The sequence below is a fragment of the Streptomyces luteogriseus genome (genome assembly GCF_014205055.1).
Lineage (GTDB): Bacteria > Actinomycetota > Actinomycetes > Streptomycetales > Streptomycetaceae > Streptomyces > Streptomyces luteogriseus.
Map to the genome: position 1 here is coordinate 5034136 of NZ_JACHMS010000001.1, position 22868 is coordinate 5057003.

A 22868-nucleotide genomic window follows, 5' to 3' on the forward strand; every position below is an offset into this window, starting at 1 on the left:
GAGGATGGCGCACCACTAGGACACGACCTGACCTAATGGGGGTCTACCTTCGAGGCATGAACTCCACCGACACCACTCTCGGCACGGCGGGCGGCGGGACCGACCGCCGACGCTGGTTCGCCCTCGCGATCGTGATGACCGCGGCCTTCATGGACCTCGTCGACGTGACCATCGTCAACATCGCCATACCGTCGATCCGGCAGGAGTCCGGCGCCTCCTTCAGCCAGATCCAGTGGATCACCGCCGGTTACGCCCTCGCCTTCGCCGCGGGCCTGATCACCGGCGGACGGCTCGGCGACATCCACGGGCGCAAGCGGATCTTCCTCGTCGGCATCGGCGGGTTCACGGTCGCCTCGGCGCTGTGCGGCCTCGCGGTGAACCCGGAGATGCTGGTCGCCTCGCGATTCCTCCAGGGCGCGATGGCGGCGCTGATGGTGCCGCAGGTGCTGTCGATCGTGCACGCCACCTTCCCGGCCCATGAGCGCGGCAAGGTGTTCGGGCTGTTCGGCGCGGTCGTCGGTCTCGGGGCCGTGTCCGGTCCGCTGCTGGGCGCGCTGCTGACCGAGTGGAACCTGTTCGGCTGGGAGTGGCGGTCGATCTTCCTGATCAACCTGCCCGTCGGTGTCGCCGGACTGGTCCTGGGCAGCCGCTTCATCACCGAGTCCAAGGCGCCGCGCGCCCTGAAGCTGGACCTGGTGGGCGTCGCGCTCGTGACGCTGGGTCTGCTGATGCTGCTCTACCCGCTCATCCGCGGCCGCGAGCTGGACTGGCCCGTGTGGGGGTACGTCTCGATGGCCGGCTCGCTCGTCGTCCTCGCGGTGCTGGTGGCGTACGAGAGGCGCAAGGGCGCGCGGGACGGTTCGCCGCTGGTCGAGCTGTCGCTGTTCAAGGTCAAGAGCTTCGCGGCCGGTATCGCCGTGCAGACCGTCTTCGGGATCGCGCTGGGCGTGTTCTTCCTCGTGTGGACGCTGTACATGCAGGTCGGGCTGGGCTGGAGGCCGCTGAAGGCGGGCCTGACGGGGGTGCCGTTCTCGATCGCCGTGTCGGCGGCCGCCGGGATGTCCGTGCAGATGCTGGTACCGCGTTTCGGCCGCAAGGTGCTCCAGGCGGGCGCGCTGGTGATGGGCGCCGGGGTGCTCCTCTACATCTGGGAGTCCGGGCACTACGGCCTCGCCATCGCCCCCTGGCAGATGGCGCTGCCGCTCGTCGTGATGGGCGTCGGCATGGGTCTGATCGTCGCGCCGCTGACCGACGCGATCCTCTCGGAGGTGCCGCGCGAGCACGCCGGTTCGGCGTCGGGGCTGATCAACACCGTGCAGCAGATGGGCAACGCGCTGGGGCTCGCTCTGGTGTCGGTGGTGTTCTTCGGCACGATCTCCGACCACCTGCGGCCGGAGCAGATCGGACCGGCCTTCGTGGACGCCTTCCAGAACGCGCTCGGCTGGGTCGTCGTGGTGATGGGCGCCATCTTCCTGCTGATGTTCGCGCTGCCGAAGCGGCCCGCACAGCACGTGGAGGGGGAGCAGGCGCCGGTGGAGGGGAAGGAACCGGCGCTTGTCTCCTAGGAAACCGGTGCCCTCGGGGGCGGGGACACAACGGGCTCGGCACCTCGGGTGCCGGGCCCGCCCGCATCTCTGCCTGTGCCCGATTGGGTCCGAACCTGTTTACTTTGCGGAAATCTCGGCGTAGCCTCCCGCTGAAACCACACGTTCGGGCACGAGGCGGAGGCGAACGGACATGTACGCACCGGAGCGGCAGCAGGAGATCCTCCGGCTCGCCCGTGACGGCGGCCGAGTGGATGTCGTGTCGCTGGCCGAGCAGTTCCAGGTCACGGCCGAGACGATCCGCCGGGACCTCAAGGCCCTCGACCGCGCCGGACTCGTCCGCCGGGTGCACGGCGGGGCCATCCCGGCCGGACGCCTCGACTTCGAGCCGGACCTCGCCGAGCGCGAGACGACCGCCGCCGACGAGAAGGACAGCATCGCCAAGGCGGCCCTCGCCGAACTGCCCGGCGAGGGCACGGTGATCCTCGACGCTGGGACGACGGTGGCCAAGATGGCCGCCGCCCTCCCGCTGGAGTCCTCCCTCACCGTCGTCACGCACAGCCTCCCCATCGCGGCCCGCCTCGCCGACCACCCCGGCATCCAGCTCCACCTCATCGGGGGGCGCGTGCGGCACCGCACGCGCGCCGCCGTGGACGCCTGGGCGTTGCGGGCGTACGGCGAGATCCGCGCCGACGTGCTGTTCGTGGCGGCCAACGGCTTCTCCGCCGAACACGGCCTGACCACCCCCGACCTCGCCGAGGCCGCCGTGAAGCGCGCGGCCGTGGCCGCCGCCCGTCGCGTGGTGCTGCTCGCCGACTCCTCCAAGCACGGCCAGGAGCACTTCGCCCGCTTCGGCGACCTGAGCGATGTGGACCTGCTGATCACCGACAGCGGGCTGAGCCCCGAAGACGCCGTCGCGATCGAGCGCGGCGGCACGGAAGTAGTGCGCGCATGATCCTCACCGTCACCCCGAACCCGTCCCTGGACCGCACCTACGAGGTGCCGTCCCTCGACCGCGGCGAGGTCATCCGCGCCACCGGCGAGCGGATGGACCCGGGCGGCAAAGGCGTGAACGTCTCGCGCGCCGTCGCCGCGGCCGGACAGCGCACCGTGGCGGTCCTGCCCCTGGGCGGCGCCCCGGGCGCACTCGTCGCCGACCTGCTCCACCAGCAGGGCATCGAGGTCGCGCCCGTCCCGGTCACCGGGGCCACCCGCTCCAACATCGCCCTCGCCGAGTCCGACGGCGTCCTGACGAAGATCAACGCCCCCGGACCCGAACTCTCCGGCGCCGAACGGGAACTGCTCCTGGAGACCGTGCGGCAGCAGTCCCGCGACGCCTCCTGGATCGCCTGCTGCGGCAGCCTCCCCCGCGGACTCGCCCCCTCCTGGTACGCCGACCTGGTCGCCCGCGCGCACGCCGCCGGGGTCCGGATCGCCCTGGACACCTCAGGGCCCGCGCTGCTCGCGGCCCTGCGCGAGCGGCCCGACGTGGTCAAGCCGAACGCCGAGGAGCTCGCCGGAGCCGTGGGCCGCCCCCTCGCCACAGTCGGTGACGCGGTCAAGGCAGCCGAGGAACTGCGCGAGATGGGCGCCCGGGCCGTCCTCGCGAGCCTCGGCGCCGACGGTCAGCTGCTCGTCTCCGACGAGGGTTCCTGGTTCGGCAGCGCCCGGGTGGCCGCCGTCCGCAGCAACGTGGGCGCCGGCGACTCCTCCCTCGCCGGCTTCCTGATCGCAGGCGGCAACGGCCCCGACGCCCTGGCGTCCGCCGTCGCGCACGGCGCCGCGGCCGTCCAGCTGCCCGGCAGCGTGATGCCGACGCCGGGCGACCTGGACCCGGCGGCGGTGACGGTCACGGCCGAGGTCCCGGCGGACCGTGTGCTGACGGAGCCGGCCTCATGACCTGCAAGGAGCCGGCCTCATGATCCACGACGAGCAGTGCGGACCGACGCGCGAACAGCGAGCCCCCTCCCCGTTACCCACCGGCCCCGCCTCCCTCCCCGTCACCCCCCACCGCACCCCCGTACCCCTCCCCGCCCACCCCTCCCACCGGGCGATACGCGTGCTAAGGAGCCCGCGATGAGCGACATGATCACGGCGGACCTGGTCGACCTCGGCCTGTCCGCCGACACCAAGGAAGCGGCGGCGCGTGCCCTCGCGGAGCGCATGGTGGCCCTGGGCCGGGTGACCGACCTGGACGGCTTCCTCGCCGACGTGGCCGCCCGCGAGGCCCAGATGCCGACCGGCCTCGACGGCGGCATCGGCATCCCGCACTGCCGCAGCGAGCACGTCACCGAGCCGACGCTCGCCTTCGGGCGCAGCGCGGCGGGCATCGACTTCGGTGCCCCGGACGGCCCCGCCGACCTGATCTTCCTGATCGCCGCGCCGGCCGGCGCGGACGACGCCCATCTGACGATCCTGTCGTCGCTGGCCCGGCAGCTGATGAACAGCGAGTTCACCGACGCCCTGCGCGCGGTGGGCGACGCCTCCGCCGCCGCGGCCCTGATCCGCGGCGACGAGCCGGACGCACCCGCCCCGGCGGGTTCCGAGAACACCGTGGCGTCGGCGGGAGCGGCCTCTCCCGCCGCCGCCACGGTCACCGACGACGACACCGCCGCCGAAGAGCCCTCCCCGGAGCGCCCGTTCCGCATCGTCGCCGTCACCTCCTGCCCCACGGGCATCGCCCACACCTACATGGCGGCCGAGTCGCTGGAGAACGCCGGCCGCGAGGCGGGCGTCGAACTCACCGTCGAGCCCCAGGGATCGGCCGGTTTCACCCGGGTCGCCCCGGAGGTCATCGCGGCGGCGGATGCCGTGATCTTCGCCCACGACGTCCCCGTCCGGGAGAAGGAGCGCTTCGCGGGCAAGCCGACCGTCGACGTCGGCGTGAAGGCGGGCATCAACCGCCCCGCCGAACTCATCGCCGAGGTCCGTGAGAAGGCCGCGCGCGGCGAGGTCACCTCCGGATCCGCCCCGGCCACTCCGGTGGAGCGCGCGGGCGAATCCGGCGAGGGCTACGGCACCAAGCTGCGCAAGTGGCTGATGTCCGGCGTCAGTTACATGGTGCCGTTCGTCGCCGCGGGTGGTCTGCTCATCGCCCTCGGGTTCGCGATCGGCGGCTACAAGATCAACAAGGCCCCCTCGGTGATGGACCACTTCCTGTGGACCCAGGCCGACAGCTGGGCGGCCCTGCTCTTCCAGATCGGCGGCGTCGCCTTCGGCTTCCTCGTCCCGGTCCTGGCCGGCTACATCGCCTACGGCATGGCCGACCGGCCCGGCATCGTGCCCGGCTTCGTCGGCGGCATGATCGCGTTCAACATCAACGCCGGCTTCCTCGGCGGCCTGGCGGCCGGTCTGATCGCCGGTGGCGTGGTGATGGCGATCCAGAAGGTGAACGTCCCGGCGGCGCTGCGCGGCATCATGCCCGTGGTGGTGATCCCGCTGATCTCCTCGGCGATCGTCGGGTTCCTGATGTTCGTCGTCATCGGCAAGCCCATCGCGGAGGCCCAGAAGGGCATGACCGACTGGCTGAACGGCCTGTCCGGCAGCAACGCGATCCTGCTCGGCACCCTGCTCGGCCTGATGATGTGCTTCGACCTGGGCGGCCCCGTCAACAAGGTCGCCTACACCTTCGCCACGGCCGGCATCGCGGTCGCCAGCCCCAGCGACTCGGCCATGAAGATCATGGCCGCGGTGATGGCGGCCGGCATGGTCCCGCCGCTGGCGATGGCGCTGGCCACGACCGTGCGCGGCAAGCTCTTCACCCAGACCGAGCGCGAGAACGGCAAGGCCGCCTGGGTGCTCGGCGCCTCCTTCATCTCCGAGGGCGCCATCCCGTTCGCCGCGGCCGACCCGCTGCGCGTCATCCCGGCCTCGATGGCGGGCGGCGCGGTCACCGGCGCCCTGTCGATGGCCTTCGGCGCCACGCTGCGCGCCCCGCACGGCGGCATCTTCGTGGTCCCGCTGATCGGCAACCCGTTCCTCTACCTGGTCGCCATCGCCGCGGGCGTCTGCGTCACGACGGCCCTGGTCGTCGTCCTCAAGGGCATGCGCAAGCCGGCCCCGGGCGCCGCACCGGCCTCCGGCGAGGGCGGCGCGGTCCAGGCGGCGGAGACGAAGCAGCCCGTCGCGGCCTGAAGCGGCTGGAGGTTCGCCCCTTTCGAGGCGTGTGAGCCGTTCATGCCACCTGCGAGATAGATCACGAAAATCACGGCCCGGGACCGTAGTCCCGGGCCGTGGTGTCTACTGGGGCGCATGCCCGAGCACATCTCCCGATGGCCCGAAGATCACCCTCTCCCCGCCCTCCCGCAACAGCGGCAGACGGGCCCCCGGTCGGAGTCCGTGGAGCTGACCCCCGAGGAGAGAAACGCCTTCGCCGTCCTGGTGCGCCAACTCGGCGACCGAGGTATCTAGGACCCGCTCCACCCGGCAGGTCCGGGGCCCGCCTCAGGAGAGCTGCGCCGCCCGCCGCTCCATCGCCTCGCGCGCCGCGTCCTCGCTGACGTACACCTCGCACATGTGCCGCCCGTCCGGCGTCGCCGTGTGCTCGACCTCCCAGAGGGAGACCTCCGCGCCGTCGCGCAGCAGGAACGCGTGCTCGTAGAGCGAGAAGCCCAGCCCCGCCCGGCCGGCGCGGCACGGCCGGCCGAAGGCCTGGGTGATCTGGTGCCCGGACGCCGTGGCCAGCAGGGCCGCCGTGTCCGCGCCCGGCCGGTCCGAGTTCTCCGCCCGGCGCAGTAACCTGCGCGCGTGGTCCGCCGAGTCCTCCGCGGCGTACGCGTGCCGGGGCGCGGGGACCGGAGACAGCTGCACCGTCACCGGCAGCTCGAAGTCCGGGGTGTCCGGCGGCAGCGGCAGCCGCGCGGTGGCGGCGCGCAGCTCCTCCTCGTCGACATACACCTCGTGCTGCGGCTCGCTGCCCGGCGCGGTGTTGTGGACGAGCTCCCAGAGCGTGAGCGCCGAACCGTCGGCGAGCAGCCACGTGTGCCGGTACGTCTCCCGGTGCAGGCCCGCGCTGTGGTGCGCCGAGTGCAGCGAACCGTCGTGCGCCAGCGCGCAGTCCAGGCGCCTTATCGCCTCGTCCGGCAGCTCGAAGGAGTTCAGCGCACGGCCGAGGAGTCGCGCGAGGTGCTCCTCCGGAGACTCGGGCGAGTCGTGGGGTTCGTACGCTGCCGTCTCGTACGGAACGCTCAAGGTTTCTCCCGGCGTTGCTGCATGTCACCTTGTGGGTGCATACCGTAGCCCCTCGGTCGGACATCATGTCCGGGAACCGAGAAAACGTACGTCCGGGAAAACGCGCGGGCCGCGCGAAAAGTTCCCGCGCGGCCCGGTCGGTCCGTCAAAAACCCCAGGAGGGGCGGACTTTCAGCAGGTCAGGACGTGCCGCCCGCGACCCACTGGCTCCACGGCATGTTCCAGCCGTTGAGCCCGTTGTCCGGCGCCACCGTCTTGTCGGGGGAGTTCTTCACGATCACCACGTCCCCGATGAGGGAGTTGTCGTAGAACCACTTCGCGGACGTGCTGCCCCCGGCGCCCTGGACGTCGGCGAGACCCACGCAGCCGTGGCTGGTGCCCTGGCGCCCGAAGGGCGGGTTGCCCTTGTTGTACCAGTAGTTGCCGTGGATGAAGGTGCCCGACGTCGTCAGACGCATCGCGTGCGGCACGTCCGGGATGTCGTACTCCCCGCCCAGCCCGACCGTCCGGCTGTTCATCCGGGTCTGCACGAACTTCTCGGAGATCACCATCTGCCCGTTGTACGTGGTGTGCTCAGGGCTGCCCGCCGAGATCGGGACCGACTTGACGGTCTTGCCGTCCCGCACGACCGTCATGGTCTGGGTGTTGACGTCGACCGTGGAGACCTGCGAACGGCCCACCGTGAAGGTGACCGTCTTCTTCTGCACCCCGAAGACGCCGTTCGCGCCCTCGACCCCGTCCAGGTCGATGTTCATCGTGACCTTGGAGCCGGCCTTCCAGTACTCCTCCGGCCGGAAGTCGAGCCGCTGCCCGTTGAACCAGTGCCCGACGACCTTCTGCCCGCTGCTGGAGGTCACCGTGATGTGCGACTGCACGTCCTTGCGGGCGGTGATGGCCTTGTCGAAGGTGAACGACACCGGCATGCCCACACCGACCGTCGTGCCGTTGTCCGGCGTGTACGTCCCGATGAAGCTGTTCGACGTCGTCACCGTCGTGAAGATCGAGTTGGCCGCGGCCGTCCGGCCGTCCGCGTCCTTGGCGGTCGCCGATATCTGGTACTTGGTGCCGCGCTCCAGCTGCTCCTTCGGCTTCCACACCTTGCCGTCGCCGGAGACCGAGCCGGCCACGGTCTGCCCGCTGCCCGCCACCGTCATCTTCACGTCGGTCAGCTTCCCGTCGCTGACCTTCACGCCGGTCGAGTTGATGGACGCGCCGGTCGAACCGTCCTTGGCCGAGATGGCGATCTTCGCGACGGACGTCTTGGTGCCGCCCTTGCCGCCCTTCTCGTCGTCCTCGGCGTTGGCGCTGCCACCGCAGGCGGTGAGCGTCAGGGCGCCGACCATCAGGGCGGCACAGGCCCCCAGAGTGCGCCGCGCTGAAATGTTCGGCGTTGTCACGGGCTGCTCCCAGTTCGTGTGATGTTGCGTGATCCGCTCCAGTACGTGGGAGAAGAGGGGCAGGGGAGCCGGTCGGGTTCCGTCCGTTTCCCATGAGGGCCGTCACGTGACAGAACCGCGACAAATTCCGGCCCGGCTGTGGATCCGCTGTGCGCCGCAGACCTGTTCAGCGGCCCACGTACAACTCCCCGTACGACGGCCACGCCCCGCCCGGACCGTCCACCGGCTCCGCCGCCCGTACGGCGCGGACGATCGCCCGCGTCACCATGTCCGCGCCCGCCGCCAGGATCTCGTTCAGGGCGAGCGGGTCCGCGGCGTCCAGCGCGCGGTCACCCGTCGCCAGCGCGAACACCGTGTCCCCGTCGTTGAGGAGATGCACCGGACGCACCGCCCGGGCGATGCCGTCGTGCGCCGTGCCGGCCAGCTTCTGCGCCTGTGCCTTCGACAGATCCGCGTCCGTGGCGACCACCGCGAGTGTGGTGTTGAGCGGGGGCGGGGTGCTCCGCGCGGCCGTCTCCGCCAGACGCCGCCGCGCGGCCGCGTGGACCTCCGCCCCCGGGTACTCCACCCGTCGCCCCTCGAACAACTCCCCGTACAGCACCCCCGTTTCCGGATCCACCGTCGACCCCGCCGCGTTGGCCACCACCAGGGCGGCCACCGTGATCCCCGAGCCGAGCACGGTGCTCGCGCTGCCGACACCGCCTTTCACCACCCCGGTCACCGCTCCGGTGCCCGCGCCCACGCACCCCTGGGGCACCGGCGCGCCGGGCTCGCTCGCCGCGGCCGCCTCGACCGCGGCCCGGCCGGTCGCCGCGTCCGGCCGGGCCCGGAAGTCGCCGCCCCGCCCCAGGTCGAAGACGCAGGCCGCGGGCACCACCGGCACGACATGCGCCGGATCCGCCCCGACCCGGATACCGCGCCCCCGTTCCTCCAGCCAGGCCATCACCCCCGACGCCGCGTCGAGCCCGTACGCGCTGCCCCCGGTCAGCACGACCGCCTCCACCGTCCGCACCACGTTGCGCGGATCCAGCGCGTCCGTCTCCTTGGTGCCGGGCCCGCCGCCCCGCACGTCCACGGCGGCCACGGCCCCGCCCTCCGGAGCGAGTACGACCGTGGTGCCGGTGAGCCAACCGTCGCCGGTGCGCGTCGCGTGCCCCACCCGCAGGCCGGAGACATCCGTCAGTGCGTCAACTGTCATGACACACAGTCTCGTCCAGCCGCCGACCCGGACGGGCGTGCCGACCCGGACGGGCGTGCCGACCCGGACGGGCGTGCCGACCCCGGCGGGCGTGCCGGGCCGGTGAGTGCCGCGTCAGCCCGTCGATGCGCCATTCGATGTGCCGGGGGGATCAGCCGCCACGACCGGGCGCGTGGCCGCCAGTGTCTCTGCGGCCGCCACCGACAGCGCACAGACCACACCCGCCGCGAGCAACGCCCAGTGCCCCAGGAACGTGCAGCAGATCACCAGCAGGGCCGTCGTCGGCAGCACCAGCTGCTGGGTGATGCCCCGCTTGAAGTGGCGCGAGTGCAGGGCCCACACCGTGAGCAGATACAGCGCCGTCGGCAGGGTCACGGCAGCCGACGCCGCCAGCGTGGAGATGTGCGCCTTGCCGACCGTCTCCTCCACCGCCACCTCCAGCCCGGCCCCGATCGCCGCCGCCGACGCGAACACCAGGTAGTGGCCGTAGCCCCAGAGGAACGCCTGCCGGTTGGACCGCAGATGGCCATGGACGGGCACCGCGAAGTAGATCCACCACGCGGCGAAGATGATCAGCAGCCCGCCCGCCGCGAGGGGGAGGAGCTCGCCCAGCGCGTCGTTCTCGTCGATGCCGGACTTCACCGCGACCGTGGCCGCCGCGATCGTCTCGCCGAGCACGATGATGGTGAACAGCCCGTACCGCTCCGCGATGTGGCGGGGATGCCAGGACGTGGTGTGCCCCCTCTCCGCGAAGGGCGGCACGCACATCTCCAGCAGCGCCATCACCAGGAACCACCAGGGCCTGGCCCCCTCGGGCAGGAACAGCAGCCCCAGCCAGCCGACCTGGCACGTCAGCACGCCGCCCGCGTAGCGCAGGGCCGTCGTCCGCTCCGGGCCCCCGGCGGCGCGGGCGGCCCGCAGCCACTGCGCCGCCATGGCCACCCGCATGATCGCGTAGCCCAGCCAGACCACGAGGTAGTCGTGCTCCTCGAACGCCCGCGAGACCCCCGCCGCGAGGACCAGCACACCGGCGATCTGCACCAGCGTGACGACCCGGTAGAGCACGTCGTCGTTGTCGTACGCCGAGGCGAACCAGGTGAAGTTCATCCACGCCCACCACAGGGCGAAGAACACCATCGCGTAGTCGAGGATCCCCTGGCCCGCGTGCCCCTCGGCGACGGAGTGCACCAGCTCGATGCCCGCCTGGGCGACGGCCACGACGAAGCACAGGTCGAAGAAGAGCTCCAGCGGCGAGGCCGTCCGGTGCGCCTCGTCGCGGCCACGGGCCCGGAGCCTGCGCAGCGGTCCCCGGCCGCCGGGCGCGTCGGAGGGGACGGGCGGGGGAGTGGTGCTGGACGTCATGCGTCCCAGCACAGCAGAAGGCGCGGGGAATTTCTCCGCGACCGTACCCTGGTTGCATGAGTCGAGGCCGTCCGTCACCTGCGCCAGATCAAGAACGAGATCGCCCGCCTGCGTGTACCGTGCCCGGCCCCGAGCCGCGCGAGCCGAAGCCCGCGCTGGTCTTCGACGACCCGCTCGACCAGCAGTCCTCCGACGACACCGACCGCGGCTGGGGCGAGCGCACCGACTCCGGCGGCAGTGCGGCGGACCTCAAGCGCTTCCTGGACGAGAAGCCGCCCCACCACCTCTGAGGCCGTCGCGCTACTCCCGGTCGTGCCCGGAGCCGCGCTGGGCGACCAGGGCGTCCCGGATCTCCTTCAGCACCTCCAGCTCCGTGACCTCGAGGACCTCCTGGGTGTTCTCCTTCGCCTTCCGGCGCGCTTCCTGCCGGGCCAGGTACTTCGCCATGGGCAGGACCATCAGGAAGTAGACGACCGCCGCGGTGATCACGAAGCTCAGGGCGGCGCCGAGAACCGAACCCCACAGGATCTGGATGCCCTCCTCGCCCTGGCAGGTCGAGCTCAGGCACGAGCTGTAGTGGTCGAGGTTCTTGGTCCCGATCGCTCCGACGACCGGGTTGATGATCCCCTTCACCACGGCGTTGACGATGTTGGTGAAGGCGGCACCGATCACCACCGCCACCGCCAGGTCGACGACGTTGCCGCGCATCAGGAAGGTCTTGAAGCCCTGCCAGACGCTCGGTTCCTTCTTCTCGCTCACCTCGGGGCCTCTCCTCGCACAAGCAGCTTGTGGAACAAAACGCTCCGCAACCTACGTCACGCCTGGGCCGGACCGAGTACTCGGGTCCCTCGAACGAGGGCCTTGACCGGATCACGCACAGCATCACCACAGCGTCACCGCCAGCCGCCCCGTGGCACTCGCGCCGGCCAGCCGCGCGGCGGTGGCCCGCGGCACCGACAGCACGACCAGCGCCCCGCTGTCGCCCGCGCCCGCCACCGGCTCGGGCACCTTCGTCACCCTCGCCCCGCGCGCGACCACCCGGGCGTCGCCGCCCGGCACCGCCGCCTCCGCTGCGATGACGTCGACCCGGTCCCCGGGCCGCAGCAGACGCACCGTGGCCGCGTCGGAGATCCGGACCGGGGCCGTCACCGACCCGGCGGCACGGCGCGGGGACGCGGACTGCCCGCCGGACATCGAAGCCGTGGGCGCGGGAGGCCGGGCCCGGGGATGACCGCGGGCCCCGTCGGTATCGCGCGGGCCCGCCGCCACGAGTGCCGTCGCGGTGACGGCGAGCCCGACGGCCACGGCCCGTCGCCGGTGCCGCACGAGCCGGCCGGACCGGTGACCGCCGCGAACCCGGACCGGATCGAACCGCGGCACCTCACGGGTCGCGGGCACCTCGGCCCCGGGCGGGCACGAGGCGAGCGACCAGGAGGGCGACGAAGGCACGACCGAGGAACGAGCGAGGGACACGGAGACCACCACCTGCGACGAGGGACCGGCTTGCGCTCCCCACGATGAGGCTTCCCGGCGCCGCCCGCTCAGGCCTGTGGACCCGCCGCCCGCCTGTGGACAACTCCCTTACCCGAACGGCACGTTCCGCCCTCCCCCGGATACCGGGGCCTGCACGCTACGGCAGCACGAACCCCGGATCCATCCCACCCAGCGCGTTCACACACAGACAGTCCCGCTCGCCCTCCCCGGGCAGCCCGGCCACCGCGTCGAACAGCACCCCCCGCAGCCGGTCCACGTTCGCGGCGAAGACCCGCAGCACCTCGTCGTGCGAGACCCCCTCGCCCGTCTCGGCACCCGCGTCGAGGTCGGTGACCAGCGTCAGGGACGTGTAGCAGAGCTCCAGCTCACGGGCGAGCGCCGCCTCGGGGTGGCCGGTCATGCCCACCACCGACCAGCCCTGCGCCTGGTGCCACAACGATTCCGCACGGGTCGAGAAGCGCGGCCCCTCGACGACGACCAGGGTGCCGCCGTCCACCGGCTCCCAGTCCCGGCCCCGCGCCGCCTTCAGGGCGACCGCCCGCCCGGACGGGCAGTAGGGGTCGGCCAGCGACACGTGCACCACGTTCGGCACGGAGCCGTCGGGCAGCGGCAGCCCGTCGAAGTAGCTGCCCGCGCGGGACTTCGTGCGGTCGACCAGTTGGTCCGGCACGAGCAGCGTGCCCGGGCCGTACTCGGGGCGCAGACCGCCCACGGCGCAGGGGGCGAGGACCTGGCGTACGCCGACCGAGCGCAGCGCCCATAGGTTGGCCCGGTAGTTGATCCGGTGCGGCGGCAGGTGATGGCCCCGTCCGTGCCGCGGCAGGAAGGCGACCCGCCGGCCGGCGACCTCACCGAGGAAGAGGGAGTCGCTCGGCGGCCCGTACGGGGTGTCGACCTGGATCTCGGTCACGTCGTCGAGGAAGGAGTAGAACCCCGAGCCGCCGATGACGCCGATCCCGGCGCCTGCCTGGTCCGTCGCGTTCGCCTTGTTCGCCATGCCCGCACCCTAACCGCACGCGGAAACGCCGAGGACCCCGTCGCCCGAAGGTGACAGGGTCCCGTAAGAATCAGGCCTTACGCGGCAGTGGTGCTGCTGCTGGAGGAGCTGCTGGTGCTCGACGACGAGCTCGAGCCGGAGCTCGACGAGCCGGAGTCGGAGGACGACGAGCCCGAGGACGAGGTGCTCGACGACTTCGCGGCCGGGGAGCTGCTCGACGAGGAGCCGCGGCTGTCGTTCCGGTAGAAGCCGGAGCCCTTGAAGACGATGCCGACCGCCGAGAACACCTTCTTCAGGCGGCCGTTGCAGTTGGGGCACTCGGTGAGAGCGTCGTCGGTGAACTTCTGCACCGCCTCGAGGCCTTCGCCGCACTCGGTGCACTGGTACTGGTAGGTCGGCACTGTCTTCCTCCTGGCACTCTCACTCGATGAGTGCTAACGACGATCCATAGTGACGTATTCCGGCCGCTCAGTCCACTGCCACCGGCACGCGGTGACCCACGCCACGTGCGACCGTCCGGCCGTTGCCCCGCGCCGCAAGCCGGGAACGCAGGACCAGGAGGGTCGCCAGGGCCAGGATCGTGCCGCCCATCGGCACCAGGAAACCGGCGCCCGACCAGAAACGGTCCTCCAGCTGTCCGGCGGCCGTGACGGCCGCGGCCTGGCCGAGCGCCACCGCTCCGGTCAGCCAGGTGAACGCCTCGGTGCGGGCGCCGGCCGGGACCAGGCTGTCGACCAGGGTGTAACCGGTGATCAGGGCAGGCGCGATGCACATGCCGACCAGCAGGCCGAGGCCGGCGAGGGCCGGCACCGAGTGGGCGGCCCACAGGCCCGACGCGGTCAGGGCGAGCGCCGTGTAGCCGACGACCAGGCGCCGCTGCGGGGCCGCCTTCCAGGCGATCGCGCCGCAGACCACGCCGGACAGCATGTTGCCCGCGGCGAAGACGCCGTAGAGGACGCCGTTCATGCCCGGTTCACCGATCGACTCGGTGAACGCGGCCAGCGAGACCTGCATGCCGCCGAAGACCGTACCGATGCCCAGGAAGGTCACGATCAGCACGCGCACCCCGGGGACGCGAAGGGCCGAAGCGCGCTCCACGCGCGCGTGCCCGTCGGCGGCGACGGAGGGCTGTGTGCTCTTCTGCGCGGCGAACAGCAGGCCGCCGACCAGGGTCAGCGACGCTTCCGTGACGAGTCCGGCGGCCGGGTCGACGGCCGTGCACAGGGCGGTGGCCAGCAGCGGTCCGACCACGAAGGTCAGCTCGTCCGTGACGGACTCGAAGGCCGCCGCGGTGGTCATCAGCGGCGAGTCCTTGAGCTTCACGCCCCAGCGGGCCCGCACCATCGGGCCGACCTGAGGGACCGAGGCGCCGGTCGGGACGGCCGCCGCGAACACCGTCCACAGGGGCGCGTCCAGCAGCGCGAGCGCGGTGAGCGTCAGCCCGGACAGCGCGTGCAGCAGCACTCCGGGGATCAGCACGGCGCGCTGCCCGTAGCGGTCGGCGAGGCGGCCGCTGTAGGGCGCGAACAGGGCCATGGAGACACCGGTGGCGGCCGCGGCGGCGCCCGCCGCACCGTAGGAGCCGGTGGTGTGCTGCACCAGCAGCACGATGGAGATGGTCAGCATCGCGAACGGCTGGCGTGCCGCGAAGCCGGGGAGCAGGAACGTCCAGGCGCCGCGGGTGCGCAGCAGCCGGCCGTATCCCGGGCGGGCGGAAGCCGTCGGGTTCTCCGGCGCCTTCGAGGTGACCGTGGACACCACGGCCCGTGCCTTTCTGCCGCCTGGTAGCGCGGCCCCCGTAGCGGGCGGCGCCGAGAGCTGTCCTCTTGCGCGGAACTGCGGTAGATGCCGGGGCCCGGTGAGGAGGGGTGTCCCGACCGCCATACGGTCGCGCCAGCTCTGCGTCAGGCAGAGTTGGTTCGATCTGGGTAACGCCTTCATCGTACAGGGATCAAGGGGTGCGTGCCTGTGAAAGTGAGCACCACGGGCCGCTCCGCCCTGTAAATCCCAAAAGGTGCAAAACCCCCTTCAGTGCCCCGCCCCGTCCGTCCCCAGCCAGCCGGCCAGTTTGCCGCCGTGTCCCACGGCGCGCAGCCGGCTCTCGGTCGCGTCCCGGACGGGGTCCGTGGCGATCACCAGGAGCTCGTCCCCTCGTTGCAGGATCGTCGTCGGCAGCGGGACGAACGATTCGCCCCCGCGCACGATGAGCGTCACGGCCGCGCCGTGCGGCAGCCGCAACTCGGCGACCTCCACGCCGTGCATCTTGGATCCGTCGGGGATCGCCACGGACAGCAGGTGCCCGCGCAGCCGCTCCAGCGGTGCCGACTCGATGCCGAGATCGGCGGCCTCCGAACCGTCGCCGAGGCGCAGCTTGCGGCCGAGCCAGGGCAGTGTCGGGCCCTGGACCAGGGTGTAGACGACCACCAGGACGAAGACGATGTTGAAGATCCGGCGGCTGGCGTCGACGCCCTGCACCATGGGGATGGTCGCCAGGATGATGGGCACGGCCCCGCGCAGTCCCGCCCACGACATCAGGGCCTGCTCCTGCCAGGGCACCCGGAACGGCGACAGGCAGAGCACCACGCTCAGCGGTCGCGCCACCATGGTCAGCACCAGCCCGATGACCAGCGCGGGCACGATGTCGTCGCCCAGCTCGTGCGGCGTGACCAGCAGGCCGAGCAGGACGAACATGCCGATCTGGGCCATCCAGCCGAGCCCGTCGGCGAACCCGCGCGTGGCCGGCCAGTGCGGCAGCCGCGCATTGCCCATCACCATCGCGGCGAGATACACCGCGAGGAAGCCGCTGCCGTGGGCCAGCGCGCCCGCCGCGTAGGCCACCACGGCGATCGCCATGACGGCGATCGGGTAGAGGCCGGACGCGGGCAGCGCCACGTGCCGCAGCCCCCAGGAGCCCAGCCAGCCCACCGCGAGCCCGATGGCCGCGCCGATGGCCAGCTCCAGCAGGATCACGCCCAGCAGCGAGTACCAGTGCTCGACCGGCCCTGCCGTGGACAGGGACACCACGAGGATGACCACCGGGGCGTCGTTGAAGCCGGACTCCGCCTCCAGCGTGCCCGTCACGCGCGCGGGCAGGGGGATCTTGCGCAGCACGGAGAACACGGCCGCCGCGTCGGTCGAGGAGACGACCGCCCCGATGATGAGCGCCTGCCGCCACTCCAGCCCGATCAGATAGTGCGCGGCCGACGCCGTGACCCCGACGCTCACCGCGACACCGGCCAGCGCCAGTGCCGTGGCGGCCGGCAGGGCCGGCTTGATCTCCTTCCACTTCGTGCCCAGACCGCCCTCGGCCAGGATCACGACCAGGGCCGCGTATCCGATGACCTGGGTCAGTTCGGCGTTGTCGAAGTGGATGTCGCCCACGCCGTCCTGGCCCATGGCGACGCCTATCCCCAGGTACACGAGCAGGCTGGGGAGCCCGCTGCGCGAGGAGATCCGTACCGCTGCGACGGCGACGAGCAGGACGAGCGAGCAGACGAGCAGGAGCTGGTTGAGGTGGTGAACAGTCAGCGGCCGAATCCTTCCCTGGCCCGCACGCACCCGCGCGTGGGCTCACGTACACATCGCACATGAAGCTGTGGCGCACCGCGCCAACTACTTCGTTACCTTACCTAACTCTTGACGATTTCTTGACGCTTCCGGGGGCAAGATCGAACGTCCGTCCGCGCCGGTTCCCGACTCCGCGTCAAGGGGCGCAAGGCCCTGCGCCTATCGTTGCTCCAGCGCTCAGTTAAAAGCACAGCCGAACCTGCCGCTCGCGTTAGGACAGCAAGGACAGCGATGCCCCCCAACACCACCGCCTCCACGGGTCAGCAGCCCGGCAAGTCCGGCAGGAGAAAGGGGCGCAAAGCCCGACTTTTCGTGCTCGTCCTGGTGCTGGCCCTCATCGGAGGAGTGGCCTACGGGTCGTACTGGTCCATCAGTACCGTCCGGGCCTCCTTCCCGCAGACCAAGGGCACCCTCACGTTGAAGGGCCTGTCGGGTCCCGTCGAGGTCAAACGCGACAACTACGGCATCCCGCAGATCTACGCCTCCTCCGACGCGGACCTGTTCATGGCGCAGGGCTACGTCCAGGCGCAGGACCGGTTCTACGAGATGGACGTCCGCCGCCACATGGCCTCCGGGCGCCTGTCGGAGATGTTCGGCAAGAGCCAGGTCGACAACGACGAGTTCCTGCGCACCCTCGGCTGGGACCGGGTCGCCAAGCGGGAGTACGACACCAAGCTGTCGGCCGCCACGAAGAAGTACCTCCAGGCCTACGCCGAGGGAGTCAACTCCTACCTCCAGGGCAAGGACGGCGAGGACATCTCCCTGGAGTACGCGGCGCTGGGCTTCACCAACGACTACAAGCCGCAGGCGTGGACCCCGGTCGACTCGATCTCCTGGCTGAAGGCGATGGCCTGGGACCTGCGCGGCAACATGCAGGACGAGATCGACCGCGCCCTGCTGACCAGCCGCCTCGGCCCGAAGCAGATCGCCGACCTGTACCCGCAGTACCCGTACAGCCGGAACAAGCCGATCGTCCAGGAGGGCCAGTACAGCGAACTGGCGGGAGCGTTCCAGCAGGGCGGCGCGAACGGCACGTCCGGCGCGAACGGCACCGGCGGTACCGCGGGAGCCTCCGCCGGAACCGCAGGCACCCAGGGCGCGGCCTCCGGCACGAGCGGCACCGCCTCCGGCGCCTCGGGCACCGCGGGCCTGGACAGCCAGCTCGGCGGCCTCACGAACGTCCTGGACGACCTCCCGCCGGCCGTCGGCGTCAACGGCGACGGCATCGGCTCCAACTCCTGGGTCGTCGGCGGGACGCACACCATCAGCGGCAAGCCGCTGCTGGCCAACGACCCGCACCTGTCGCCGTCCCTGCCGTCCGTCTGGTACCAGATGGGCCTGCACTGCCGCAGCGTCTCCAGCACGTGCCAGTACGACGTCAGCGGCTACACCTTCGCCGGCATGCCGGGCGTGATAATCGGCCACAACCAGAACATCTCCTGGGGCATGACCAACTCCGGCGTAGACGTCACGGACCTCTACCTGGAGAAGATCACCGGCAACGGCTACCTGTACGACGGCAAGGTCAAGCCCTTCGAGACGCGCGAGGAGACCATCAAGGTCGCCGGCGGCGAGCCGAAGAAGATCGTCGTCCGTGAGACCAACAACGGTCCCCTGCTGTCCGACCGCGACGAGGAGCTCGTGAAGGTCGGCAAGAAGGCAACCGTCGACACCGCCGCACCCGACAGAGGCGACGGCTACGGCGTGGCGCTGCGCTGGACCGCCCTGCAGCCCGGCACCACCATGGACGCCGTCTTCGCCATGGACAAGGCGAAGAACTGGACCGACTTCCGCAAGGCCGCCGCGCAGTTCGAGGTGCCCTCGCAGAACCTGATCTACGCCGACACCGAGAATCACATCGGCTACACGCTGCCGGGGAAGATCCCCACGCGCGAGAAGAGCGACGACGGCTCCATCCCGGCGCCCGGCTGGGACCCGAAGTACCGCTGGACCGGCTACATCCCGCAGGACGCGCTGCCCTACGAGTACGACCCGGAGCGCGGCTACATCGTCACCGCCAACCAGGCCGTGATCGACCCGGACACGTACCCGTACACGCTCACCGCGGACTGGAGCTACGGCGCGCGCAGCCAGCGGATCACCGACCTGATCCAGTCGAAGATCAAGGACGGCGGCAAGATCTCCACGGACGACATGCGCCAGATGCAGCTGGACAACAGCAGCGAGATCGCCCGGCTACTGGTGCCCACGCTGCTGAAGATCGACCCCGAGAACAAGGACGTCCGCGAGGCGCAGAAGCTCCTGGAGGGCTGGGACTACACCCAGGACGCCGACTCCGCGGCAGCCGCCTACTTCAACGCGGTCTGGCGCAACGTCCTCAAGCTCGCCTTCGGCAACAAGCTGCCCAAGGAGCTGCGCCCCAAGGGCCAGTGCCTGTGGGTCGAGCCGGTCAACACCACCGGCCCCGCCGACGAGGCCGAGAAGGTCCGCGAGTGCGGCCAGCGTGACCCCGACCGGGCGCAGCCGGACGGCGGCGACCGGTGGTTCGAGGTGGTCCGCAAGCTGATGGACCAGCCGGACAGCGACTGGTGGAGCACCCCCAAGGTGGGCACCCGCCCCGCCGCCCAGGACCGCGACCAGCTGTTCAAGCGGGCCATGATCGACGCCCGCTGGGAGCTGACCGCCAAGCTCGGCAAGGACATCGATTCCTGGAGCTGGGGCCGACTGCACCGCCTGTTCCTGAAGAACCAGACCCTCGGCACCGCGGGCCCCGAATTCATCCAGTACGCCCTCAACCGCGGCCCCTGGGAGCTCGGCGGCGGCGAGGCCACGGTCAACGCGACCGGCTGGAACGCGGCCGGCGGCTACGGGGTGGTGTGGGTGCCGTCCATGCGGATGGTGGTGAACCTCGGCGACCTCGACAAGTCGAAGTGGATCAACCTCACCGGCGCCTCCGGGCACGCGTACAGCGCCCACTACGTCGACCAGACCGACAAGTGGGCCGACGGCGAACTGCTGCCCTGGTCCTTCTCGGACCAGGCGGTCGAGAAGAGCACGGCCGACAAGCTGGTGCTCAAACCGTGAGCCACTGACGCCAGTAGGACGAGCGGCCCTCCACACGCGCGTGGGGGGGGGCCGCTTCGCGTCAGGGCCCCGGGTGGAACCGCCGTACGCCCGAGGGTGTCACCACCGCGTGCACCGGCCGGTCGTGCGGCTCCTCCGGGACGTGCGCGACGACCTCGGAGTCGTACAGCAGCACCACCAGGGCGGGATGAGCGCCCGCCCGTTCCAGTCGTGCCAGGACCCGGTCGTACGAGCCGCCGCCCCGCCCGAGCCGCATTCCCCGTGCATCCACCGCGAGCCCCGGCAGCAGCACCGCGTCGGCGGAGGTCACGGCGTCCGGCCCGAGACGACCGCCCGTGGGTTCGAAGAGGGCCATCCTGCCGCCGTGTTGCACCCGCGCCAGGGACCCCTCGCCTTCGTACGCGCCCCAGTCCAGGTCGTTGTCGGGCAGCAGGGCCGGCAACAGCACGCGCACGCCCCGGGCGTACAGCACGTCCAGGAGCGCGCGGGTCCCCGGTTCGCTCCCCACCGAGACGTACGCCGCCACCGCTCCGGCCCGCCCCAACTCGGGCAGCTCCAGCGCCCGCCCGGCCAGCGCGGCCGAGGTTTCCCGCAGGTCATCCGCCGTCAACCTGTTCCTCACCGCGAGGATCTCGCGCCGCAAACTCCGCTTGTCAGGCTCGCCCGGACGTGCGATAGGCCTCAATGGTTGCTCCCGTACTATGGCAATACGCTCATATGAGCGCCTATGAACCGGAGCCGCAGATTCCATCCAAAGGCACCGGATAGGGTGGCGGACATGACTCAGCACCCTCGGATCAGCAAGGCTGTCATTCCCGCAGCAGGCCTCGGCACCCGGTTCCTTCCGGCCACCAAAGCCACTCCCAAGGAGATGCTGCCGGTCGTGGACAAGCCCGCGATCCAGTACGTGGTCGAGGAGGCGGTCGCCGCGGGTCTCGACGACGTCCTCATGGTGACGGGCCGCAACAAGCGCCCCCTCGAGGACCACTTCGACCGCAACTACGAGCTCGAGTCGGCCCTGCAGAAGAAGGGCGACGCCGACCGTCTCGCCAAGGTGCAGGAGTCCAGCGACCTCGCGACGATGCACTACGTCCGCCAGGGCGACCCCAAGGGCCTCGGCCACGCCGTCCTGTGCGCCGCCCCGCACGTGGGCGAGGAGCCCTTCGCGGTCCTCCTCGGCGACGACCTCATCGACCCCCGCGACCCGCTGCTGCAGCGCATGGTCGAGGTCCAGGAGCAGCGCGGCGGCAGCGTCATCGCGCTCATGGAGGTCGCCCCCGAGCAGATCCACCTCTACGGCTGCGCGGCCGTGGAGACCACCGAGGACAGCGACGTCGTCCAGGTCAGCGGACTCGTCGAGAAGCCCGACCAGGCCGACGCGCCCTCCAACTACGCCATCATCGGCCGCTACGTCCTCGACCCGCACATCTTCGAGATACTGCGCAAGACCCAGCCCGGCCGCGGCGGCGAGATCCAGCTCACCGACGCCCTCCAGCAGCTCGCCGAGACGTATGCATCAGCGGCCACCGCCGCGGAGAAGATCGGCGGCCCCGTGCACGGCGTCGTCTTCAAGGGCCGCCGCTATGACACCGGCGACCGCGGCGACTACCTGCGTGCCATTGTCCGACTCGCATGCGAACGTGAAGACCTGGGCCCGGACTTCCGGACCTGGCTTCGCAGTTACGTAGCCGAGGAGATGTAGCACGTTGAGCAGCGCCGCGCCCCACGTCACCGGCCAGGACCACGTCGGCCCCGACCACCTCTGGTCGGTGGACGAGCACCTGGACGACATCCTCGCCACCGTCCGGCCCCTGGAACCCATCGAGCTGCATCTGCTCGACGCCCAGGGCTGCGTCCTCGTCGAGGACATCACGGTGCCGGTGTCCCTGCCGCCCTTCGACAACAGCTCGATGGACGGCTACGCGGTACGGGTCGCGGACGTCGCGGGCGCGAGCGAGGAGTTCCCGGCGGCCCTGGAGGTCGTCGGGGACGTCGCCGCGGGCCAGGCCGAACCGCTCCCTGTGGGCCCCGGCCAGGCCGCCCGCATCATGACCGGCGCCCCCCTGCCGCCCGGCGCCGAGACGGTCGTGCCCGTCGAGTGGACCGACGGCGGGCTCGGCGAGGGCCCGGTGCGCGGCATGCTCGCCCGCAGCCTCGGCCCCGAGGGCGCCACCGGGCACGTGCACGTCTACCGCCCGGCCGAGGCGCGCGCGCATGTGCGCGCCAAGGGCAGCGACGTGAAGGCCGGCGCCCGCGCCCTGGAGGCCGGCACGATCCTCGGCCCGCCCCAGATCGGCCTGCTCGCCGCGATCGGCCGCGGCACCGTCCGCGTCCGCCCGCGCCCCCGCGTGGTGGTGCTCTCCACCGGCAGCGAACTCGTCCAGCCCGACGCGGAACTGCGCACCGGTCAGATCTACGACTCCAACAGCTTCGCCCTCACCGCCGCCGCCCGTGACGCCGGCGCCATCGCCTACCGCGTGGGCGCCGTCGCCGACGACGCCGAGACCCTGCGCTCCACCATCGAGGACCAGCTGGTCCGTGCCGACCTGATGGTCACCACGGGTGGCGTGAGCGTCGGCGCGTACGACGTGGTCAAGGAGGCGCTGTCGCACGTCGGCGACGAGGACGAGCCCGGCAGCGGCATCGACTTCCGCAAGCTCGCCATGCAGCCCGGCAAGCCCCAGGGCTTCGGCTCCATCGGCCCCGACCACACCCCGCTGCTGGCCCTGCCCGGCAACCCGGTGTCGTCGTACGTCTCCTTCGAACTGTTCGTCCGCCCCGCGATCCGCGCCCTCATGGGCCTGCCGGACGTCCACCGCCCCACGATCCGGGCGACGCTGACCGCCGACAAGGCGCTGACGTCCCCGAAGGGTCGCCGCCAGTTCCTGCGCGGCACCTACGCCGAGGGCAAGGTCACCCCGGTCGGCGGCGCCGGATCCCACCTGGTCGCCGCCCTCGCCCACGCGGACGCCCTGATCGCCGTCCCCGAGGACACCGTCTCCGTCGAGCCCGGCACCGAGGTCGAGGTGGTCCTGCTCGGCCGATAGCCCCTGGTTGGGGGTACCGTGTCGCGC

General features: G+C 71.4%; 19 protein-coding genes. 8 read left to right on the forward strand and 11 right to left on the reverse strand.

What is annotated here, in order from left to right; translation table 11 throughout:
* Positions 1 to 56 precede the first annotated feature (56 nt).
* From BJ965_RS22365 to BJ965_RS22380, 4 genes are all read left to right on the forward strand, one after another.
* A complete protein-coding gene (locus tag BJ965_RS22365; protein WP_184910291.1) occupies positions 57 to 1565 on the forward strand; it encodes an MFS transporter in 1509 nt (502 codons plus the stop codon).
* A 172-nt stretch (positions 1566 to 1737) separates the two neighbouring features.
* A complete protein-coding gene (locus BJ965_RS22370; protein WP_184910292.1) occupies positions 1738 to 2499 on the forward strand; it encodes a DeoR/GlpR family DNA-binding transcription regulator in 762 nt (253 codons plus the stop codon).
* Complete coding sequence (gene pfkB / locus BJ965_RS22375; protein ID WP_184910293.1) at positions 2496 to 3443, forward strand: 1-phosphofructokinase; 948 nt, start codon at positions 2496 to 2498, stop codon at positions 3441 to 3443. Before BJ965_RS22370 ends, pfkB begins: the two co-directional genes overlap by 4 nt.
* Positions 3444 to 3620: 177 nt before the next feature.
* On the forward strand, positions 3621 to 5678 hold the full coding sequence (locus BJ965_RS22380; RefSeq protein WP_184910294.1) for a PTS fructose transporter subunit IIABC: 2058 nt from the start codon (positions 3621 to 3623) through the stop codon (positions 5676 to 5678).
* 309 nt (positions 5679 to 5987) lie between these two features.
* On the opposite strand, the gene BJ965_RS22385 is transcribed toward BJ965_RS22380, so the two are convergent.
* The 4 genes from BJ965_RS22385 to BJ965_RS22400 all read right to left on the reverse strand — a co-directional run bounded on the left by BJ965_RS22385 (position 5988) and on the right by BJ965_RS22400 (position 10691).
* Positions 5988 to 6734 (reverse strand): DUF6227 family protein, encoded by a 747-nt coding sequence (locus BJ965_RS22385; protein WP_184910295.1) that lies wholly within the window; start codon positions 6732 to 6734, stop codon positions 5988 to 5990.
* A 179-nt stretch (positions 6735 to 6913) separates the two neighbouring features.
* On the reverse strand, positions 6914 to 8131 hold the full coding sequence (locus tag BJ965_RS22390) for a L,D-transpeptidase (RefSeq protein WP_184910296.1): 1218 nt from the start codon (positions 8129 to 8131) through the stop codon (positions 6914 to 6916).
* Positions 8132 to 8297: 166 nt separating this feature from the next.
* The gene (locus BJ965_RS22395; RefSeq protein ID WP_184910297.1) at positions 8298 to 9329 is read right to left on the reverse strand and encodes a P1 family peptidase; all 1032 of its coding nucleotides are present in this window, start codon (positions 9327 to 9329) and stop codon (positions 8298 to 8300) included.
* A 114-nt stretch (positions 9330 to 9443) separates the two neighbouring features.
* Complete coding sequence (locus BJ965_RS22400; protein WP_184910298.1) at positions 9444 to 10691, reverse strand: low temperature requirement protein A; 1248 nt, start codon at positions 10689 to 10691, stop codon at positions 9444 to 9446.
* Positions 10692 to 10810: 119 nt separating this feature from the next.
* Here BJ965_RS22400 and BJ965_RS22405 point away from each other — a divergent pair, with 119 nt between their 5' ends.
* A complete protein-coding gene (locus BJ965_RS22405; protein WP_184910299.1) occupies positions 10811 to 10981 on the forward strand; it encodes a hypothetical protein in 171 nt (56 codons plus the stop codon).
* A 10-nt stretch (positions 10982 to 10991) separates the two neighbouring features.
* Here the strand turns inward: BJ965_RS22405 and mscL are convergent, their stop codons facing one another.
* The 6 genes from mscL to BJ965_RS22435 all read right to left on the reverse strand — a co-directional run bounded on the left by mscL (position 10992) and on the right by BJ965_RS22435 (position 16740).
* The gene (gene mscL / locus BJ965_RS22410; RefSeq protein ID WP_184910300.1) at positions 10992 to 11450 is read right to left on the reverse strand and encodes a large conductance mechanosensitive channel protein MscL; all 459 of its coding nucleotides are present in this window, start codon (positions 11448 to 11450) and stop codon (positions 10992 to 10994) included.
* 123 nt (positions 11451 to 11573) lie between these two features.
* Positions 11574 to 12164 (reverse strand): hypothetical protein, encoded by a 591-nt coding sequence (locus BJ965_RS22415; protein ID WP_313666981.1) that lies wholly within the window; start codon positions 12162 to 12164, stop codon positions 11574 to 11576.
* A gap of 157 nt (positions 12165 to 12321) precedes the next feature.
* Positions 12322 to 13182, reverse strand: coding sequence for an S-methyl-5'-thioadenosine phosphorylase (locus BJ965_RS22420; RefSeq protein WP_184910301.1), 861 nt, complete (start codon positions 13180 to 13182; stop codon positions 12322 to 12324).
* Between the two features lie 77 nt (positions 13183 to 13259).
* A complete protein-coding gene (locus BJ965_RS22425; protein WP_184910302.1) occupies positions 13260 to 13583 on the reverse strand; it encodes an FmdB family zinc ribbon protein in 324 nt (107 codons plus the stop codon).
* A 67-nt stretch (positions 13584 to 13650) separates the two neighbouring features.
* Positions 13651 to 14943, reverse strand: a complete 1293-nt coding sequence (locus tag BJ965_RS22430) for an MFS transporter (RefSeq protein WP_184910303.1) — start codon at positions 14941 to 14943, stop codon at positions 13651 to 13653.
* 267 nt (positions 14944 to 15210) lie between these two features.
* Positions 15211 to 16740 carry a potassium/proton antiporter gene (locus tag BJ965_RS22435; RefSeq protein WP_184910304.1) on the reverse strand — a complete coding sequence of 510 codons (1530 nt, stop codon included), beginning with the start codon at positions 16738 to 16740 and terminating at the stop codon, positions 15211 to 15213.
* 240 nt (positions 16741 to 16980) lie between these two features.
* Between BJ965_RS22435 and BJ965_RS22440 the strand changes: the two genes are divergently transcribed.
* Complete coding sequence (locus tag BJ965_RS22440; RefSeq protein WP_184910305.1) at positions 16981 to 19794, forward strand: penicillin acylase family protein; 2814 nt, start codon at positions 16981 to 16983, stop codon at positions 19792 to 19794.
* 61 nt (positions 19795 to 19855) lie between these two features.
* Here the strand turns inward: BJ965_RS22440 and BJ965_RS22445 are convergent, their stop codons facing one another.
* On the reverse strand, positions 19856 to 20404 hold the full coding sequence (locus BJ965_RS22445; protein ID WP_376777934.1) for a 5-formyltetrahydrofolate cyclo-ligase: 549 nt from the start codon (positions 20402 to 20404) through the stop codon (positions 19856 to 19858).
* A 168-nt stretch (positions 20405 to 20572) separates the two neighbouring features.
* Between BJ965_RS22445 and galU the strand changes: the two genes are divergently transcribed.
* Both galU and glp read left to right on the forward strand, forming a co-directional pair.
* A complete protein-coding gene (galU, locus tag BJ965_RS22450; RefSeq protein WP_184910307.1) occupies positions 20573 to 21496 on the forward strand; it encodes a UTP--glucose-1-phosphate uridylyltransferase GalU in 924 nt (307 codons plus the stop codon).
* 4 nt (positions 21497 to 21500) lie between these two features.
* Complete coding sequence (gene glp, locus BJ965_RS22455) at positions 21501 to 22841, forward strand: molybdotransferase-like divisome protein Glp (protein WP_184910308.1); 1341 nt, start codon at positions 21501 to 21503, stop codon at positions 22839 to 22841.
* Positions 22842 to 22868 lie beyond the last annotated feature (27 nt).

Bases quoted from the DNA above. Each gene is read 5' to 3' on its own strand.
- BJ965_RS22420 (WP_184910301.1), bottom strand. From the start codon at position 13,182: ATGGCGAACAAGGCGAACGCGACGGACCAGGCAGGCGCCGGGATCGGC.
- BJ965_RS22440 (WP_184910305.1), top strand. From the start codon at position 16,981: ATGCCCCCCAACACCACCGCCTCCACGGGTCAGCAGCCCGGCAAGTCC.
- BJ965_RS22400 (WP_184910298.1), bottom strand. From the start codon at position 10,691: ATGACGTCCAGCACCACTCCCCCGCCCGTCCCCTCCGACGCGCCCGGC.
- galU (WP_184910307.1), top strand. From the start codon at position 20,573: ATGACTCAGCACCCTCGGATCAGCAAGGCTGTCATTCCCGCAGCAGGC.
- pfkB (WP_184910293.1), top strand. From the start codon at position 2,496: ATGATCCTCACCGTCACCCCGAACCCGTCCCTGGACCGCACCTACGAG.
- BJ965_RS22370 (WP_184910292.1), top strand. From the start codon at position 1,738: ATGTACGCACCGGAGCGGCAGCAGGAGATCCTCCGGCTCGCCCGTGAC.
- BJ965_RS22395 (WP_184910297.1), bottom strand. From the start codon at position 9,329: ATGACAGTTGACGCACTGACGGATGTCTCCGGCCTGCGGGTGGGGCAC.
- BJ965_RS22365 (WP_184910291.1), top strand. From the start codon at position 57: ATGAACTCCACCGACACCACTCTCGGCACGGCGGGCGGCGGGACCGAC.
- BJ965_RS22380 (WP_184910294.1), top strand. From the start codon at position 3,621: ATGAGCGACATGATCACGGCGGACCTGGTCGACCTCGGCCTGTCCGCC.